Annotated in this window: 17 protein-coding genes; 10 read left to right on the forward strand and 7 right to left on the reverse strand. The window is 46.2% G+C overall.

Going from position 1 to position 17,230, the window contains the following annotated elements; translation table 11 throughout:
- Positions 1-93 precede the first annotated feature (93 nt).
- From ACE5KN_RS29465 to ACE5KN_RS29475, 3 genes are all read right to left on the reverse strand, one after another.
- Positions 94-1,656 carry a hypothetical protein gene (locus ACE5KN_RS29465; RefSeq protein ID WP_375524173.1) on the reverse strand — a complete coding sequence of 521 codons (1,563 nt, stop codon included), beginning with the start codon at positions 1,654-1,656 and terminating at the stop codon, positions 94-96.
- A complete protein-coding gene (locus tag ACE5KN_RS29470) occupies positions 1,637-2,206 on the reverse strand; it encodes an RNA polymerase sigma factor (RefSeq protein ID WP_375524174.1) in 570 nt (189 codons plus the stop codon). Before ACE5KN_RS29470 ends, ACE5KN_RS29465 begins: the two co-directional genes overlap by 20 nt.
- A gap of 370 nt (positions 2,207-2,576) precedes the next feature.
- A complete protein-coding gene (locus ACE5KN_RS29475; RefSeq protein ID WP_375524175.1) occupies positions 2,577-3,824 on the reverse strand; it encodes an MFS transporter in 1,248 nt (415 codons plus the stop codon).
- Between the two features lie 161 nt (positions 3,825-3,985).
- Between ACE5KN_RS29475 and ACE5KN_RS29480 the strand changes: the two genes are divergently transcribed.
- Positions 3,986-4,585: a TetR/AcrR family transcriptional regulator gene (locus ACE5KN_RS29480; protein WP_375524176.1), complete on the forward strand. Its 600-nt coding sequence runs from the start codon at positions 3,986-3,988 to the stop codon at positions 4,583-4,585.
- A 77-nt stretch (positions 4,586-4,662) separates the two neighbouring features.
- On the opposite strand, the gene ACE5KN_RS29485 is transcribed toward ACE5KN_RS29480, so the two are convergent.
- Positions 4,663-6,066: an aminotransferase-like domain-containing protein gene (locus ACE5KN_RS29485; RefSeq protein WP_375524177.1), complete on the reverse strand. Its 1,404-nt coding sequence runs from the start codon at positions 6,064-6,066 to the stop codon at positions 4,663-4,665.
- Positions 6,067-6,176: 110 nt separating this feature from the next.
- Here ACE5KN_RS29485 and azlC point away from each other — a divergent pair, with 110 nt between their 5' ends.
- From azlC to ACE5KN_RS29510, 5 genes are all read left to right on the forward strand, one after another.
- The gene (gene azlC, locus ACE5KN_RS29490) at positions 6,177-6,896 is read left to right on the forward strand and encodes an azaleucine resistance protein AzlC (protein WP_375524178.1); all 720 of its coding nucleotides are present in this window, start codon (positions 6,177-6,179) and stop codon (positions 6,894-6,896) included.
- On the forward strand, positions 6,887-7,222 hold the full coding sequence (locus ACE5KN_RS29495) for a branched-chain amino acid transport AzlD family protein (RefSeq protein ID WP_375524179.1): 336 nt from the start codon (positions 6,887-6,889) through the stop codon (positions 7,220-7,222). Before azlC ends, ACE5KN_RS29495 begins: the two co-directional genes overlap by 10 nt.
- A 93-nt stretch (positions 7,223-7,315) precedes the next feature.
- A complete protein-coding gene (locus ACE5KN_RS29500; RefSeq protein WP_375533313.1) occupies positions 7,316-8,158 on the forward strand; it encodes an SPL family radical SAM protein in 843 nt (280 codons plus the stop codon).
- 23 nt (positions 8,159-8,181) lie between these two features.
- Entirely contained in the window at positions 8,182-9,303 is a 1,122-nt protein-coding gene (locus ACE5KN_RS29505) for a sugar diacid recognition domain-containing protein (protein ID WP_375524181.1), read from the forward strand.
- Positions 9,304-9,422: 119 nt separating this feature from the next.
- Positions 9,423-10,556 carry a glycerate kinase gene (locus ACE5KN_RS29510; protein WP_375524182.1) on the forward strand — a complete coding sequence of 378 codons (1,134 nt, stop codon included), beginning with the start codon at positions 9,423-9,425 and terminating at the stop codon, positions 10,554-10,556.
- A 100-nt stretch (positions 10,557-10,656) separates the two neighbouring features.
- On the opposite strand, the gene ACE5KN_RS29515 is transcribed toward ACE5KN_RS29510, so the two are convergent.
- The 3 genes from ACE5KN_RS29515 to ACE5KN_RS29525 are packed head-to-tail and all read right to left on the reverse strand — an operon-like array spanning position 10,657 to position 13,060.
- Positions 10,657-11,790 (reverse strand): sensor histidine kinase, encoded by a 1,134-nt coding sequence (locus tag ACE5KN_RS29515; protein ID WP_375524183.1) that lies wholly within the window; start codon positions 11,788-11,790, stop codon positions 10,657-10,659.
- Entirely contained in the window at positions 11,783-12,463 is a 681-nt protein-coding gene (locus ACE5KN_RS29520; protein WP_375524184.1) for a response regulator, read from the reverse strand. Before ACE5KN_RS29520 ends, ACE5KN_RS29515 begins: the two co-directional genes overlap by 8 nt.
- A 24-nt stretch (positions 12,464-12,487) precedes the next feature.
- Positions 12,488-13,060 (reverse strand): class I SAM-dependent methyltransferase, encoded by a 573-nt coding sequence (locus ACE5KN_RS29525; protein ID WP_375524185.1) that lies wholly within the window; start codon positions 13,058-13,060, stop codon positions 12,488-12,490.
- A 230-nt stretch (positions 13,061-13,290) separates the two neighbouring features.
- Between ACE5KN_RS29525 and ACE5KN_RS29530 the strand changes: the two genes are divergently transcribed.
- Genes ACE5KN_RS29530 through ACE5KN_RS29545 form a run of 4 tightly spaced genes read left to right on the forward strand, consistent with a single transcriptional unit; the run spans position 13,291 to position 17,215 of the window.
- Positions 13,291-14,028 carry a YheC/YheD family protein gene (locus ACE5KN_RS29530; protein WP_375524186.1) on the forward strand — a complete coding sequence of 246 codons (738 nt, stop codon included), beginning with the start codon at positions 13,291-13,293 and terminating at the stop codon, positions 14,026-14,028.
- Between the two features lie 28 nt (positions 14,029-14,056).
- On the forward strand, positions 14,057-14,959 hold the full coding sequence (gene aepX, locus ACE5KN_RS29535) for a phosphoenolpyruvate mutase (RefSeq protein ID WP_375524187.1): 903 nt from the start codon (positions 14,057-14,059) through the stop codon (positions 14,957-14,959).
- Entirely contained in the window at positions 14,959-16,092 is a 1,134-nt protein-coding gene (aepY, locus tag ACE5KN_RS29540) for a phosphonopyruvate decarboxylase (protein WP_375524188.1), read from the forward strand. Before aepX ends, aepY begins: the two co-directional genes overlap by 1 nt.
- A gap of 22 nt (positions 16,093-16,114) precedes the next feature.
- Positions 16,115-17,215, forward strand: a complete 1,101-nt coding sequence (locus tag ACE5KN_RS29545; RefSeq protein ID WP_375524189.1) for a 2-aminoethylphosphonate aminotransferase — start codon at positions 16,115-16,117, stop codon at positions 17,213-17,215.
- Positions 17,216-17,230: the final 15 nt, after the last annotated feature.

The following is a 17,230-nucleotide window of genomic DNA, read 5'->3' on the forward strand; positions in this document are numbered from 1 at the left end:
TGTTGGGGATAAGAGATATGAAAAAGAGGACGTCTCAAAGCCAAACGGCCCGGGACGTCCCATGTGTTTTGGAGGCGTCATTTTGCGCAGAATTTATTTATTTTCCCACGGCAAGTTAGTATAGGAAGGAAGATCAACGGCCCAATTGACTTCGGTGAATTTTTTATCGACCACAGTACGTTTTAAAGTCAATTCGGATAATTCGGGGCTTATGCCTTTCATCACAAAATCCATCTCCCACTCGGCGCCGTCTTCATTCTCGCTGCCCATTCCCTCAATCTCAACAGGATATTCTTTGCCGTTTCCGTCTAAGGCTAACCATTCGTCTCTTGTTACTTTATTCTTGTAAAAACCTTTGGCATGCAGCCGGAGAACGTTGTCATTGGATTCCGTATCCTGTTCAACACTGGCGCCCGAGATGGTAATTCGGTCTCCGTTATCTTCAAATTCAACGGGTGCCTGCTTCAGTTTCTTGGTATCAATCTGGACAGTAGCCTCTTCCTTTACAGGAAGGCTGTATCCGTCCAATACGAACCGTATTTTCTTCGTCTCGGGCGGAACTTGGGCAGTGTACCATGTTTCAGACCATGGTAATGTACCATTCTCCTTATTAACACTCTGCAGCATCATGATTTTGGCCATGCTTCTTCCGATTCCGTCCCCAAAATACAATTTTTCCTGGGAAGTATCCGTTTCAAGATGGTACCAAATGTGGAGGTCGCTTCCCCAGTCGGCAGTTGTTTTTTGGGCAAGTTCATCCGTTAATTTAAAGTTCATATCCAGGCGAATACCGTTCGGGGTACGGATCATCTGTTCCATGCTCATCTCTAGCCCATCAGGAGTAGTATACTCCGCTTGCAGAACGTCGCGTGTTTGCAGCTTCTTGGCTCTGGTCATGTCGATCTGAAATTGGAAATTCCAGTTAACCTCGACTTTTTTACGTTCAAAACGGCCGGTCTCCTCATTATTCACCGATTCTCTGATATATTCGGGGTTCCCTGTAACGAGGATCTGGTCAGGTACTGTTTTATCGAATAAAAAGACATATTCCTCCATGCCGTCCATCATGTTGATTCCTCTTGCCAGCGAAGCAACCACATTGCCTTCAAGATCGGTTACCTGGAGACCGCCGTCCTCCAAGGGGCTTTGCAGCTCACTGCCATCCGGACCAAGCTGTTTTGCATTGATTACAAGCCGTGAGCTGTCCAGCATCACATTTACAATTTCAAAGCTGTAGCCTTTGTCTTCCACCTTGATATTCGGTTTTTGTACAAGACCAAGCGGTTTAGATCTTTCATAATCATCGAGCCAGCTCCATTCCTTCCTTTCTTCCCAGGCCTTAAATTCCGGGGGCACAGTCTCTTCATTACCCTGTGGTTGTGGACTGAAGATGCTCATGACATGGTGTATCAGGTGAGGCTGCTTCCAGGCCAGCAGTGAACCGCCAATCACAATCACCGAGGCGGCCGCAGCTGCCGTGAATACCCGTCTTGTCTGTCTGTTTCGTTTCGAACGTTTATGGCTGCTCTGCCTGCTGTAATCCATCTCGACCCCTTCCAGGCCTTGCATGACCCTTTGCGTAAAGTCGGCATCCGTGCCCTGACTGAACAAAATATGCTCCCACATTTGATCTTTCTCATTTGATTTTGGCCTCAAGCAGAATCCCTCCTTTACGCTCGATTCTTTTTTTCAGCATTTTTTTGCCGCGGTACAGGGCATTTTTTACTTGAGAGGTACTCATATTGGCAATGTCGGCTATTTCCTCATAGCTTAGCTCGTTGGTATATTTCAGCAGCAGGACAAGCCGATATTGCTCGGGGAGCTCATCCAATTGATGATAGATTTCCCGTTTCATCTCCTGCTGCAGCAATTGCTGTTCAGGCGTCTTGTCATCAAGCGTTACAGCTTCAGGGGTAACCGATGTCAGAATCGGCTGCTTTTTCCGCAGCTGGTCTCTCATCAAATTCACGGCAATCGTGTACATCCATGAGAAAAAACTGCTGCCTTGACTGTGGCTGGGCAAGCTGCGGTAAACGCGGATAAAGGTCTCCTGCGCCAAATCCTGCGCATCCTGATGAGTGGCCCCCATTCCGCAAAAGATTCCATATATTTTGTTCTTGTAACGGTCAACAAGCACAGCGAATAGCTGCTTGTCCCCGTCAATTATGCGTTCAATTAGCTCCGCGTCCTGCGGCGGTTGAGTCATGTTATTCCTCCTAACTGTCAGAGCTCATGCATGGTCTGTACTCTATAGACGTAAATGGCTGATAAATTTCTCACTTTGACTTTAAAAGAAAATGAATCAAACGGCACACCGATATTACTCATTTTGTAAGAGGTCTGAGCAGAAAGGATGTCATTTGCTTCGAGGTCCTGAAAGAGAGAGAGAGAGATTTTTCCTGAAGATGCCAAGGCTGACTATAGATAACTGAGATTGAAAAAAACAGAGGCTTAAAGGGAAATTAACCCCTTGTTCAGCGCTGCTTTCTTGTAAGATATTCGAAATTGTTCTTTAAGCACTCCCCAGTATCTATCCGGCATAGACATAGAAGGAGGGGATGTACCATAACTCCAGTCTATCCTATGCTTTGGCTATCTTTTTGCGGGGAATAAAAACCGGTTGTTCTATACGTTAGGACCCAAAAAAGCAGAGTGCCCACGCTTACCACAGCTCCAAGCAGGCATACTCCCGTCCATGCTGCCCAGGAGTAAATCAGGGTCGAGGCAACGGCGCCCGCTGCACTTCCACAGGAATAGAAGATCATGTATCCGGCGGTTAACCGGCTCCGCGCCTCCGGACGAACGCTTAAGATCATGCTTTGATTGGTCACGTGTACGGCCTGTACCGCAAAATCCAGCATGACCACCCCTGCAGCAAAAAGCCAGAGCGATGTTCCCAATAAACCGATCGGCAGCCAGGATATGAGTAACAGAAGGAGCGCAATACCGGTCGTCCGCTGTCCCAAACCACGGTCAGCCAGCCGTCCGGCCCGGCCTGCCGCCACCGCGCCCGCTGCGCCTGCCAGTCCGAACAGCCCGACAGCGGTATGACTTAACGAAAGAGGCGGAGCGCTGAGCGGCAGCACCATGGAGGACCATAATATGCTGAAATCGGTAAAGATCAAAAATGCGAGCAGCGCGCGAACTCTTAATAGCGGAATTTGCACAAAGAGGCCTTTAACAGAACGCAGCAGTTCCGTGTAGGAAATTCGCCGGGGCGGGGACGGGGCGGCAGGTGTGACGCGCAGGAATACACAGGCCATGACCAGCATAATTAAAGCGGAGACCAGGTACACCGACCGCCATCCAGCCAAATCCGCAAGAGCACCGGCGAAAGTGCGTGCAAGCAAAATTCCGATGACGATTCCGCTTGTTACAAGACCGATGTTTTGGCCGCGGCGGCTCGCTGAAGAGCGATGGGCGGCAAGTGCTACGAGCACCTGGGCAACTACGGCCAGAAACCCGGTCAAGCCAATCCCGAGAAATAACAGCACAGCATTCGAAGAAAATGCCACAATGCTTAAAGCAGCCGCTGAACCAACCATCATTCCGGTCACGAGGCGGCGCGGGTCCAGTAAATCGCCAAGAGGGACAACGAAAAACAAACCCAAGGCATAACACAGCTGAGTCACTGTGACGACAATCCCGATGACGGCAGGGGAGATGCCGAATTCTTCGGCAATCGCTTCAAGCAATGGCTGGGCAAAATAAACCGTCGCTACAGCAGAGCCGCACACAATTGCATATAACACAGCTGCAAACCGTGGCAGCTCTGTGGGAAGCTCCGCGTTATGCGGTTTAGGCAAGGATGGAAAGCTGGACATGCTGGCAACTCCTTTTTATACTGTTTGGTATTTTATTTTGGATTTATATTACTTTCTATTTTCTCGATTTGTCAACAGATGATTGACATTAAAGGGGGAGTTGGATACTATTGTTTTATACCAATCGGTACGATTAGACCCGATTAATTAGTGGAGGTCATATGGCTAGAATTCGTGAATTTGACGAACAAAAGGCTTTGACAGAGGCCATGCATCTTTTTTGGGAAAAGGGATATGAGGCAACGTCGCTAAGCGACTTGACCACCCGGATGGGGATTCAGAAACCGAGTATATATGCGGCTTTTGGCGATAAGTCCTCTTTGTTCGAAGCGGCGCTGCGCAAATATAATCAGCTTCATGCCATGAATGTCCGTTCGAAGCTGAATAAGACAGCAAGCGTAAAAGAGGCTTTCAAATTGCTGTTTTCAGAGGGGGCGTTTTCAGACAACATGATGATGCAAAACGGCTGCTTTTGTGTCAACACGATGGTGGAGCTGGCACCGCATGATTCCAGATTTGAAGTGTTGACCCGTGAGCATCAGCAATATTTGGCGGTGATTTTTGAAGAAACGATCAAGCGAGGGATTGCTTCCGGCGAACTTCAGACAGGAATCGACTGTAAGGCAACAGCCCATGCCCTTGTAGCTTCGTTTATCGGCATTACTGTTTTGAAAAAATCGAATCCAGGGCCTGTCTGGATGGATAGCTGCATCAGTGCGGCAATGAAGCTGCTCCCTGCAGCCGGCGAAGCCGTGGGCTAATGTCGCCGGTGATCCGGAGCCTGTCTGAAGCTTGTCAGTGCAGGGAGGACAAGTGTTTTTTCAATCGCCACGCTGCGCTACCCGCAGTAAAGCCTGAGATTTTCCTTCAGAATCTCCAGGCCTCTTTTTAACTCCTCCAAAGAATTTGTGGATGAAAGGGCTACTCTCAAGTAGTTGTCCGGTGTGCCAGCGCCGCTTAAAAAGCGGTCGGAGTGAAAGACACGGATTCCCTTGTCCAATAGATAACTCTCCAGCTGTGATCCATTGACCTTGTCCGGCAAGGGAAGCCATCTATAAAAGCTTAATGGATGTCCGGTGTGCAGGGGCTGCGGGAAGAGCTCGGTGTATAAAAGGTTGGCGGACTGCGCCAGCTGCTTCTTTTTCGCCACAATTTCATTTGCTTTTCCGGACAAAATGAGCTCCGTAATGATCTCGGCGTCCAATGAAGAGGTCTTCACATTAATATTAAAAATGGCTCTCATAATCTTTTCTTGAAATGCGTCGCCAAACACCATATATGCCACCCGCAGGCCGGAGCAGATGGATTTGGAGGTGCTGCAAATATAAACGGTTTGATCCGGGAGAAGCTGATACATAGGCTGGCCGTAATCATCTGTAATACCGGCTGAGAGAAAGGCATGAACATCATCTTCAATCAAGATCAAATGATGCTTTCGTATGACAGCAGCCAATTCTTTTTTGCGGTAATCCGGAATCATCACTGTAGTGGGATTGCCACAAGAAGGCATCAGAAATACGCCATGCACCCCCCATTGCAGGCACTGCTGTTCAAGCTCATGAGGCAGCATGCCATGCTCGTCCCCAGGTATGGGGACTAACTTAACCCGCAGTGATTTCGAAATCTCTATAAAATTTGCATATGTGTACTTATCAACCGCGATCCGGTTACCCGGTTCAAACAGCGCGAGCAGCGCAATCGTCAACGCATTCAGTGCCCCGGAAACAATGGCCACATGTTCTGTATTCGCATGGATGCCAAAAGCCCGCATCCAATTCAGCGCAGCCGCTTTTTGATGAACTATTCCTGTAGGCTCATTGTAATTAAAGAGCTGCTCCAGATAGCTTTTCTCCATCACTTTCTTGGCAGCCTCGGCGACAATGCTGTTGGTTTGCTCAAAGGATTCGGCAAAACCCAAATCAATACATTCCTTGGAAATTCGATCCTTGGAAATAGTGATGGAACGTGCCGCATTGGGGGAAACGAATGTGCCGCTTCCCGTAATCGCATAAATTAAACCTTTAAGCTCACATAGCTTGTAAGCACGTGTAATGGTCGTAAAATTGACATCCAGAAAATCGGCCAGCTCCCGTTGGGGCGGAAGCTTGGTACCTGGTGCCAAATATCCATTGATAATGTCATGTTCCAATAATGAGGCAAGCGACAGATAAAATGGCCGTTTCAAAACGTCTCTGTCAGGTTTCCACGACATGGGGTAATCGGTAAAAGAATTGATCGGCATGAACATCCCTCACAATATTGTAATCCATACAATTCTAGCATTGATTGTATGGATTTGCACTGTTAAAATGACGTGGACAAGTTAACGTTTTAAGGAGATGCAAGCCATTCATGATGAACAAACACGAGCTTCAATTGGCATTTCGAACAGCTTTTCCCGCTACACTCCCCATTTTGGCAGGCTTTTTATTTTTGGGCATTGCCTACGGCATCTTTATGAATGTGTCCGGTTTTGGTGTCGGGTACGCCTTCTTTATGAGCCTGCTTATTTTTGCCGGTTCCATGGAATTTGTGGCGGTCAATCTGCTGCTGGGTGCTTTTAATCCATTAGGGGCATTGCTGCTTGCTTTAATGGTATGTGCGCGTCATCTGTTCTATGGAATATCCATGCTGGAAAAGTACAAAGGAACCGGGTTCAAAAAGATATATCTGATTTTCGGCATGTGCGACGAATCCTTCTCCATCAATTACACGGCCAATATACCGCAAGGGGTGAACAAGGGCTGGTACATGTTCTTCGTGACTCTGCTAAACCACGGCTACTGGGTGATCGGGGCTACCATTGGCGGGCTGTTCGGGGCGCTGGTGCAAGTCAATATGGAAGGGCTTGAGTTTGTAATGACTGCTCTGTTTGTTGTTATTTTTATTGAGCAGTGGATGAAAGAGAGTAAACATCACAGCGCATTAATGGGGCTGGGGATCGCGGTTGTGTGTCTTTTTATGTTTGGCAGCGGCAGCTTTATTATCCCGTCCATGATCATCATCCTCATCGCGCTTACTTTGATGAGAAAGCAGCTTGAGAAGAAAACGGGTGAAAGTGCATGTCCATGACGTTATTCGAACAAATGGTCACGATTGCAATGGTTGTTTTGGGAACGATGCTGACCAGATTTCTTCCCTTTCTTATTTTCCCTCCGGGCCGTCCCACTCCGCGTTATGTGCAGTATCTCGGTCAGGTGCTGCCTTCGGCGGCGCTGGGTTTGCTGGTTGTTTACAGTATCAAGGACGCCCAATTTCTATCCGGCAATCACGGCTTGCCCGAATTCATTTCAATTGCCATAGTTGTGTTTCTCCATATATGGAAGAAAAATATGTTTTTATCCATTGCAAGCGGCACGATCGTTTATATGTTTTTAGTTCAGTATGTATTTAGCTGATCCAATTGGAAAAGAGCAATTTGCTTCCTTAATGGGAATGCTATAAAATTTCTGCAAATGCAGGTTAAACGATGAACCTTCAGATGAAGGGTGATGTATGTGCAAATTCAAGCAACTGAGATTCTTGCCAAAAAAATTCTTACAGAAGCAAAGGGTTACCTGGATGTCGGATTCACGCATTCTCTTAATCCGTACAGCGGCTGCGCATTTTCTTGTATATATTGTTACGTGCGGGAAATGCCCATCCAGCGGTTCAAGGAGATTCCTTGGGGGCAATGGTTGGACATCAAAGTCAACGCGGCCGATAATTATCGGAAGGAAATAGGGAAGCTGCGCAAACAAAATAAGACTGTTCATATTTTCATGTCTTCGGCAACAGACCCATATCAGCCAATTGAACGGAAAACGGAAATTACACGCGCCATCCTGCAAGAAATGCTGGACCACCCGCCGGATATGCTGCAAATCCAGACAAGAAGCCCGCTGATTACACGGGATCTGGACCTGCTGATTCAGCTGAAAAGCAAATGCAGGCTGCTGGTATCCATGACCGTCGAAACGGATCGTGAGGATGTAAAACGTATTTTCGCTCCTTATGCGCCCGGAATCCGCTTGCGGATCAAAGCCTTGCGGGACCTCCATGAACAGGGCATCACTACCCAGGCGTCGGTTTCTCCTGTGCTGCCATTTACACCGGAATTCCCGCAAGCATTGATTGGAGCGGCCGATCACATCTGGATCGACACGCTGAACATTGGCGATGGAGCCATGGGGAAACGTTCGAAGAGATTAGGGATGCCGCAACTATTTGCGGAGCAGGATTTTCAAGACTGGTACCGGGAGGATATTCACATCAGGGTCGCCAAATATTTTAAAAAATACTTTGCAGACGAGATGGTACGGGTGTCTAAAGATGAGGCTTTTTTAGTGGACTGAGTTCTTTGGAAAAGAGGGGCTGTATGAAGTTTTTAAATCAATCCCTGGCTCAGGAAATCGTGAACCGAACCATGCAAATTATAAACCGGAATATTAATGTCATGAATGAGGAAGGGCTCATTATTGGCTCAGGGGATCAAAAAAGGATCCATTCTATTCATGAGGGAGCGGTAAAGGTCATAGAAACCCGGTCCGGTTTTGAAATTAATGAATCCGCAGCGGAGCATCTTCATGGAGTTAAAGCCGGCATTAATTTGCCGATTAACTTCCATGATGAAGTCGTGGGAGTCATCGGGATTACGGGGGAGCCTGAGGAGATCCGGAATTACGGAGAATTGGTCAAAATGGCGGCAGAAATGATTCTTCAGCAGGCGGTTCTCATGGAGGAAATGCAATGGGATGAACGGTTAAAAGAAGAATTGACCAACCAGCTGCTGCACGGAGCGGAAAATTTAAATTCATTGTATTTTGAAAGGGTGAAGCGGCTCGGGATTAATTTAGACATTCCGCGGGTTGCTGTCATCCTGACGGTTGAAAGCCATTCAAATGGGTATAAGTGGATTCACAATAAAATGGAAAAAGACGATTTATATGTGATACATCCTGATTATATCGTTATATTAAAAAAAGCGGTTATGTCGGAAACGGAATGGGACTATTCAAAAACCTTACATCAAATGCAAAAATGGGCTGATGAATTGGAAAAATATCAACGGTTGCCATGCAAAATTGCCATCGGCAGCTATCATCCATCTTTCGAAGGGGTTTCCGAGTCTTACCGGGAGGCAGACTACACTTTGAAAGTGGGACAGAAATTGGATCCTCATAAAACTATATATTGTTTTGAGGATTATAAATTACCTGTTTTCCTGGCTCGGGCCAATGAACTTGGAATTGGAGAGGGAGTTGGGCCATATTTCCAACAATTAAAACACCATGATAAAAAAGGGGAATTATTGGATACATTGGCGGCATACGTAGAGGAGAATGGAGATGTCAATAAAGTAGCTGATAGACTCTTCATTCACCGCAATACGCTTCGCTACCGGCTGGATCGGATTGCTAAGTTGACAGGCAAGGACCCTCGTAAAGTTAAGGATTTACTCGAACTTTATCTTTCTATTTTGCAACATCAAATTAAATAGTTTTGTGCAAATACACAAAAAGGCTTGGTCGCTCCAAGTCTTTTTTTGGTGTATGGAACAATGTATTACACTAGGGAAACGCTTACAATAGATGTAGAACAACCAAGGAGAGGGAAAAGATGAAGATTGTCATTGCACCAGACTCATTTAAGGAAAGTTTATCGGCATTAGAGGTGGCTGAGGCTATCGAAAAAGGCTTCAAACGGGTCATTCCCGGTGCTGAATATGTCAAAGTACCCATGGCCGACGGAGGAGAGGGTACGGTCCAGTCTTTGGTGGACGCAACCGGCGGTGAGTTGATTACCAAAACCGTAACAGGGCCCCTGGGTGAACCGGTAGCTGCTTTCTTCGGAATACTTGGCAATAAAACAACAGCCGTCATCGAGATGGCTGCCGCTTCAGGTTTGCATTTGGTACCGGCTGAGAAACGAAACCCCCTCATGACAACGACCAGAGGGACCGGTGAATTAATTGCTGCCGCTCTTGATTACGGTGTCAACCATATCATTATCGGTATAGGCGGGAGCGCTACAAATGACGGCGGTGCAGGAATGGCAAAAGCTCTTGGAGCACTTCTGCTGGATGAGCATGGAAAGGAAATCGGAGAAGGAGGCGGGGCTTTACGCAACCTGGCCTCTATCCAGCTCTCTGAATTAGATTCGCGTCTGGCAAATATTAAAATCGAGGTCGCATGTGATGTCGATAATCCGCTTACCGGGGAAAAGGGAGCATCCGCCATCTTTGGACCACAAAAAGGAGCGACTCCGGAAATGGTATTACAATTGGATCACAATCTTGGCCATTTCGCGGCGATTATTGAACGGGATCTTGGCAAAACCATAAATGATGTGCCCGGTGCCGGTGCTGCAGGCGGCCTTGGGGGAGGATTGCTGGCCTTTTTGCCTTCGGAATTAAAGCGCGGCGTCGAGATTGTGATCGAAGCAACCGGTCTGTCTCAAATTATAGCAGACGCGGATTTGGTGATCACCGGAGAAGGCAGGATTGACGGACAAACCGTCTTTGGCAAAACTCCGGTTGGTGTTGCTAAAACGGCTAAAAAACATGGAGTCCCTGTAATAGCGATTGCCGGAAATGTATCGAAGGATAGTCATGTTGTTTATGAACATGGGATTGATGCCATATTCAGTATTGTCCCTGGGGTGACCACATTGGAGGATGCCTTTGCACATGCGGGGGATTATGTAGAGAGTACTGCTTCAAATATTGCTGCTGTTTGGAAAATGGTAAATTAAAAAATGGACACGCCAAGCTTATCAACATTCTCGCTCATGTATAATCTATTTACACGAACCAGGGAGCAGTTATATGTGCAACTGCTCCTCAACAAATATATTACCCAAGGGGCGCTCCTTCTGACCCGCGATGATTCACCAGAGATTTTTCGAGAGGCAGAGTAAGAGTAAATTTAAAAATGTCTTTTTCATGATTCAGGGTTAAGGTTCCCCCATGCAGCTCAATAATGTTTCTGGCGATAGAGAGGCCTAATCCGGCTCCTGTTTGAATACCTTCGCTGCTTCGTGAATGGTCAACTTTATAAAAACGCTCAAAGAGTTTATGTTCTTGTTCTTGCGTTATGGGCTTGCCTTTATTTTCGACCTCAATATGAATTTGTTCATGACCCGATTTCATTAAAATACGAACGGTTCCCGGTTTTACAGAGTACTTAAGGGCGTTCATCAGCAGATTATCGATCGCCCTGGCGATTTTTCCACTGTCCATGAGGGCTATAACCGGAGAGCTTCCTATCTCTTTTACAATATGGATCCCGTTTTCCTGGGCGATCGGTTCAAATTCAAAAAGCAATTGATCGAGAAGCTGAAATACATCGATCTTCTTCAGATCCAAGCGGGTTTCGATCGAACTAAGGCGGGTATACTCGAACAGATCATCAAGCAATTTTTTTAGGTGAACAGCTTTGTTATAGGTGTTTTGCACAAATCGCGTATATTCCTCTTTATTTTGGAATGAATTTGTTCTTAAAAGCTCCAGATAACCGATAATACTTGTAAGCGGCGTACGCAGGTCGTGCGAAATGCCTGTGATCATTTCCATCTTGGAGTTTTCCAGTTCACGTTCCTTTTCAATCTGCTGCTGTAAGCGTTCCGCCATCAAATTAATGTTATGTGCGACCCTCCCGAGTTCATCCTTTCGCTTCACATTCACCCGGTATTTTAAATCTCCTTCAGAAATCATTTGCAGCCCATGTTCCAATGTGATTAAGTCTTTAACGATTCGTCGTGTCAAAACAAAAAAAGTAAATATAAAGATAACAATAAACAGGGGAGTGAGAAAATAAGGGAAGAAATTGAGAAACCATTGCCATTCCATTGCATTACCAACTTTTGAGAAAAGTAAAATGAGACAATCATTGATAGCAATAGCAATAATTAAACTTAGCACCATTCTGATTAAAATGTTGACCTGGATCTTCTTTTTTCTCTTTGGCTCTTGCAAATGTTCATTCAATTTTATAGCCAACTCCCCAAACCGTTTTAATGTACTTTGGCTCTCTTGGAGATTCCTCTATTTTTTCCCGCAAATTACGAATATGGACCATGACTGTATTATCTGAATATCCGTATGGCTCTTTCCACACGCTTTCGTAAATCTTCTCGGAGCTGAATACTTGCCCGGGGTGGCTTGCAAGCAGCTCCAGAATTGCAAACTCAAGAGGGGTCAGTGAAATGTTGTTTCCTTTCAATGTAACAGAATGTTTGGCCTTATCTATAACAAGATCTTTGATGAGGATCAGGGAATTATATTTTTCTTTTCCTATTAATGATTGCCGCCGCAGTTGAGCTTTTACCCGAGCGAGCAATTCCAGCGGATTAAAGGGTTTGATCATGTAATCGTCCGCTCCGGTCGTAAGACCTGTGATTTTATCAATATCTTCTTCTTTGGCCGATAGCATGATAATGGGTGTGCTCGATATTTCCCTTATTTTAATGCATGCCTGAATACCATCCATTTGTGGCATCATGACATCCAGGATGACCAGCTGGACGGAGGTTGTTTTTATGATTTCCAGCGCTTCCACACCATCTGCAGCTTCGATGACATGGTATCCCTCATTGCGTAAATATACGTGAATGACATCGCGAATTTCCGGATCATCATCTACGACAAGCACTGTATTCATTTCATGCTGCTCCTTTTCTGTTTTTTAATTTGAAGCATTTCCCTTTTTGCGGCAGATATAAACGAAGGCTGGAGGGAAATTGAAGGGTACAAACTCGATTTTTTCAATGATCAGTTCTTCGGCCAATTGTTTTTTCATTTGCAGAGAGTACTGATAGGCGACAAACATTCCTCCTGGTTTGAGTGCCTTCATAATCTGATGAAGTAAAGTTTCCCGCATTTCACTCGTGAAATTAAAGAATGGCAACCCGCTAATAATGCAGTCAAGCTGACCGATGCCTTCCTCATTCATTTTTTTATCCAGGTGGCAGGCGTTTGAATGACATGCGAAGTCCGGATATTCTATCCTCAAATTATTTCTCATTTTCTTATCCATTTCAAACAATAACACTTTTGTTGATCCAGTTGCCTGTGTTTTGATGAAACGTGTAATGGCACCTGTGCCTGACCCGAGCTCTGCGACAGCCTTGACCTCATTCCATGGTACGGCTTGCACCATTTTAGCCGCTAAAAATCGTGAACTTGGAATAACACTTCCCACTCGTTTTGGATTTTTGAGAAAGCCTTGCAAAAAAAGAAAATTTTCATTGATGCTCAACTGTTATTCCCCCTCGTTTTGTTTTCGACATAAACATAGTAACGAAAGAATCTAAGGATTTTGCGGGGATAAAACTAAAGAAAATCTGAAGATAAAACTGCTTAACACAAAAAGTGTTTTGGGATTGTAAAAAGAGGCTCAACCCGTAATGGAAGTTAGTCTATACAGAAATGAGGATTGATACATATGCTCTTTAATATACTCAAAACTAACAAGAGAAGAGGATATGAATGGCTGTCGGCAAAATGAAGAAGTATCGGGAAATGCTGCGGAACCCTGTCTTGCGCCCGCATTTACCTGAAACTCACTGGATGACAGACGCAAGGGCTTTGGGGATGCTGAAAACTTATTCATCCATCTTCATAAAACCCAATCAAGGGAGTGGTGGCAGCGGAATTATACGTGTCAAGAGATTGAAAAGCGGATATGAGGTACGTTGCGGCCCAAGCATGAAGCTTGCAGGGGCATCTTCTGTCTTAAAAGCGATTCATTCATACCGGAAATCAAATGACCGGTATTTGGTGCAAAGAGATCTCCGATTAGCCAAGTATCATGGGGTGATCTTCGATATCCGTGTATACCTGCAAAAGCCAAAGCACAAGTGGATGATTTCGGGGATGACGGCCCGTGTTGCTGCCCCTCATAAGTTTGTGACCAATGTTCATAAAGGGGGACATGCGGCACCTTTGCGGGAAGTTCTCTTAAGCATTTTTCACAACAATTCAGCTAAAGTGGATAACTGTTATCGCAAAATTGAACAACTATCCATTGTCATTGCCAAAACGATTAATAAATGGCATCCGATTCATGAACTGGGTGTTGATCTGGCCATAGATGGAACCGGCCGCATTTGGATCATTGAAGCGAATTCACGTCCAGGCCACATGCTGTTCACCCAACTGCCTGACCGAACCATGATCAGAACCATTCTGGCAAACAAACGAAGCCTTGGGAGAACAACCTCATGATATTTTAACGGGAAGGAGAACAGCCCCAATGAATAAAACAAAGCAGCTCAGAAGCTTGATCGACTCCGGCAAACCGGGGTTTATCATGGAGGCTCACAATGGACTGTCCGCCAAAATTGTTGAGGAGGCAGGCTTTAAAGGAATTTGGGCAAGCGGGTTATCCATCTCGGCGGCGCTGGGGGTAAGGGATAATAACGAAGCCTCCTGGACCCAGGTGCTGGAAGTTCTGGAGTTCATGAGTGACGCAACGTCTATCCCGATTTTACTGGATGGGGATACGGGGTACGGTAATTTCAATAATGCAAGACGCCTGGTGAAAAAACTGGAGCAGCGGGGGATTGCAGGGGTCTGTATTGAAGATAAGCAATTTCCCAAAATGAACTCTTTCATAAACGGTCAACTGCAGCCTTTGGCTGATATCGAAGAATTTTGCGGTAAAATCAAGGCGATGAAGGATACGCAAACAGATGATGATTTTGTAGTTGTAGCCAGGGTGGAGGCATTTATCACCGGCAGAGGACTTGACGAGGCGTTGCGGCGGGCGGAAGCATACCGGAAGGCAGGCGCCGATGCGGTGCTAATTCACAGCAAACGGCCGGATATTATGGAGATTGAGGCATTTATGAAGGAATGGGCGGGAAGATTGCCTGTAGTCATCGTACCCACGAAGTATTATTTAACCCCAACCGCCAAGTTTCGGGATCTCGGGATCAGCCTGGTAATTTGGGCAAATCATAACCTGCGCTCATCCATTGAAGCCATGAAACAAGTATCCCGCACAATTTATCGGGCGGAGAGCCTTGTGCAAGTCGAAGGGGAAGTGGCGACATTGGAAGAGGTGTTCAGGCTTCAAGGGGCAGAAGAGCTGGAAGCTGCAGAACGGCAATATCTCCCGTCATCGAAATCCAATTCGAATCATGAGGGGATATAATGGATACCAGGCTGTTTGGCGAAGAGCTGCGCAAATCAGGATTTGCCTTTTTCAGCGGTGTGCCGTGCTCCTATCTCAAAAATTTAATCAATTATGCTATTAACGAAACGGATTACGTTGCTGCAGCCAACGAAGGAGATGCAGTTGCCATTGCTGCCGCTGCTTCTATTGGAGGACAGAAGTCCGTTGTGCTGATGCAAAATTCAGGGCTAACAAATGCTGTCTCCCCGTTAACCTCCCTGATCTATCCCTTTCGTATTCCGCTGCTCGGGTTTGTCAGCCTGCGTGGAGAGCCCGGTGTCCCCGACGAGCCTCAGCATGAGCTTATGGGCAGAATCACAACACAGCTGCTGGAGCTAATGAACGTGGAGTGGCAGTATCTTTCTCAGGATTTGCAGGAGGCCAAAAGGCAGCTGATCCAGGCCAATGAGCAAATAACCCGGAACCGGCCGTTCTTCTTTGTTGTCAAGAAAGGGACCTTTGACACAGTGCCTTTGCAAAAGCAGCAAAACTCCATTCATGCCAACCAGATCATTCGGCATGCCCATAAAGACAATCAGATGCCTGCCCGGTATGAGGCGTTGTCTGTAATTCATTCATTAAAGGACAGGAATACGATACAGCTTGCGACAACAGGCAAAACGGGACGGGAATTGTATGAAATTGAAGATGCGGATAACAACCTGTATATGGTCGGATCGATGGGATGTGTGGGCTCTTTCGGACTTGGGCTAGCTTTAAGCCAGCCCGGCAAGAACATTGTTGTGATTGACGGAGACGGGTCCCTGCTGATGCGCATGGGAAGCCTTGCGACGAACGGGTATTATAACCCTGGCAATATGATTCATATTCTGCTTGATAATAATGCCCATGAATCCACAGGAGGGCAGAGCACCGTTTCACATAATACGGATTTCGTAAGCATTGCTGCCTCCTGCGGGTATACAATGTCGATTCACGTCCATGATCTTCAGGAACTGAAGACTTGTTTACAAGAATGGAAAGAGACCAAAGGGCTTACTTTTCTGTATATGAAAATATCCATGCAATCCAGGGAGAAGCTGGCCCGCCCCGCCATAAAACCTCACGAGGTTAGAGAGCGCTTGCAGGAATTCATTCAAAACCATCCGTGAAGAGCAAGGAAGTGAACAGCTTATGTATCCTGCCGTAAAGAGGAATATCTTGCTTACTCCAGGACCGACAACCACTACAGACAGTGTAAAATGGGCACAGGTGGTTCCGGATATATGCCCGCGTGAAGCCGAGTTTGGTGCGGTCATGGAGCATATTTCCACAGAGCTGACCCGTCTGGTGGCCGAGCCGGAGTACTATCAGACCATATTGTTTGGCGGATCAGGAACTGCGGCCGTTGAAGCCATGATCAGTTCCGTCCCTGGCAGCGAAGCCGTGGTTATTGTCAATAACGGTGCCTACGGTAAACGGATGTGTGAAATCGCCGCGGTGTATGGAATCGATTATTTGGAATTCAAAAGCCCCTTTGACGATGCGATTGATATCGCAGAATTGGAGAGATATATCCAGGCTTCCGGCCGAGAGATATCTCATCTTGCGGTAGTGCATCATGAGACAACAACCGGTCTGCTTAACAAAGTGAAGGAAATCGGAAAATTATGCAAAAGGTATCACATCGACATGCTGGTCGATGCCATGAGTTCATTTGCTGCCATTCCGATGGACATGAAGGAAATGAACATTTCCTTTCTGGCCTCCAGCTCCAACAAGAACCTGCAGGGCATGCCCGGGGTTTCGTTCGTCATCGCCAAGAAAAGCAAACTCGAGAAGCTGAAAGACCGGAAACCAAGAAATTATTATTTGAATCTGTACGCCCAATATCAATATTTTGTGGAACATGCGCAAATGCGGTTTACACCGCCTGTACAGACCTTATACGCGCTAAGGCAAGCCATAGAGGAATTAAAGCAGGAAAGTATAAGCAAACGCTACGACAGATACACAACATCCTGGAAAACTTTGATCAGCGGTCTGAAAAGGCTGGGATTAACCCATATCGTTCCTGAAGAGCATCATTCCAGGATCATTACCTCCATTCATGAACCACATACAGATTTTGATTTCCAATCTATGCATGATTATTTCTACAGTAAAGGCATGATGATCTACCCCGGTAAATTAGAGGGGCTGAAGACGTTCCGGATTGCCAATATCGGGGACATTACGGCAAAGGATATGGAGCTTTTCCTGGAATTGCTTGAGGAGTATATCTCGCGGTTATGAATTCAACATGAGAAA

This window comes from Paenibacillus terreus (assembly GCF_042138595.1).
Taxonomy (GTDB): domain Bacteria; phylum Bacillota; class Bacilli; order Paenibacillales; family Paenibacillaceae; genus Paenibacillus; species Paenibacillus terreus.

What these genes read in the sequence shown, in the direction of transcription:
- ACE5KN_RS29510 (WP_375524182.1), top strand. Translation starts at nt 9,423, where the DNA reads ATGAAGATTGTCATTGCACCAGACTCATTTAAGGAAAGTTTATCGGCA.
- ACE5KN_RS29505 (WP_375524181.1), top strand. Translation starts at nt 8,182, where the DNA reads ATGAAGTTTTTAAATCAATCCCTGGCTCAGGAAATCGTGAACCGAACC.
- ACE5KN_RS29545 (WP_375524189.1), top strand. Translation starts at nt 16,115, where the DNA reads ATGTATCCTGCCGTAAAGAGGAATATCTTGCTTACTCCAGGACCGACA.
- aepX (WP_375524187.1), top strand. Translation starts at nt 14,057, where the DNA reads ATGAATAAAACAAAGCAGCTCAGAAGCTTGATCGACTCCGGCAAACCG.
- azlC (WP_375524178.1), top strand. Translation starts at nt 6,177, where the DNA reads ATGATGAACAAACACGAGCTTCAATTGGCATTTCGAACAGCTTTTCCC.
- ACE5KN_RS29530 (WP_375524186.1), top strand. Translation starts at nt 13,291, where the DNA reads ATGGCTGTCGGCAAAATGAAGAAGTATCGGGAAATGCTGCGGAACCCT.
- ACE5KN_RS29500 (WP_375533313.1), top strand. Translation starts at nt 7,316, where the DNA reads ATGTATGTGCAAATTCAAGCAACTGAGATTCTTGCCAAAAAAATTCTT.
- ACE5KN_RS29520 (WP_375524184.1), bottom strand. Translation starts at nt 12,463, where the DNA reads ATGAATACAGTGCTTGTCGTAGATGATGATCCGGAAATTCGCGATGTC.
- ACE5KN_RS29495 (WP_375524179.1), top strand. Translation starts at nt 6,887, where the DNA reads ATGTCCATGACGTTATTCGAACAAATGGTCACGATTGCAATGGTTGTT.
- ACE5KN_RS29480 (WP_375524176.1), top strand. Translation starts at nt 3,986, where the DNA reads ATGGCTAGAATTCGTGAATTTGACGAACAAAAGGCTTTGACAGAGGCC.
- ACE5KN_RS29470 (WP_375524174.1), bottom strand. Translation starts at nt 2,206, where the DNA reads ATGACTCAACCGCCGCAGGACGCGGAGCTAATTGAACGCATAATTGAC.
- aepY (WP_375524188.1), top strand. Translation starts at nt 14,959, where the DNA reads ATGGATACCAGGCTGTTTGGCGAAGAGCTGCGCAAATCAGGATTTGCC.
- ACE5KN_RS29475 (WP_375524175.1), bottom strand. Translation starts at nt 3,824, where the DNA reads ATGTCCAGCTTTCCATCCTTGCCTAAACCGCATAACGCGGAGCTTCCC.
- ACE5KN_RS29485 (WP_375524177.1), bottom strand. Translation starts at nt 6,066, where the DNA reads ATGCCGATCAATTCTTTTACCGATTACCCCATGTCGTGGAAACCTGAC.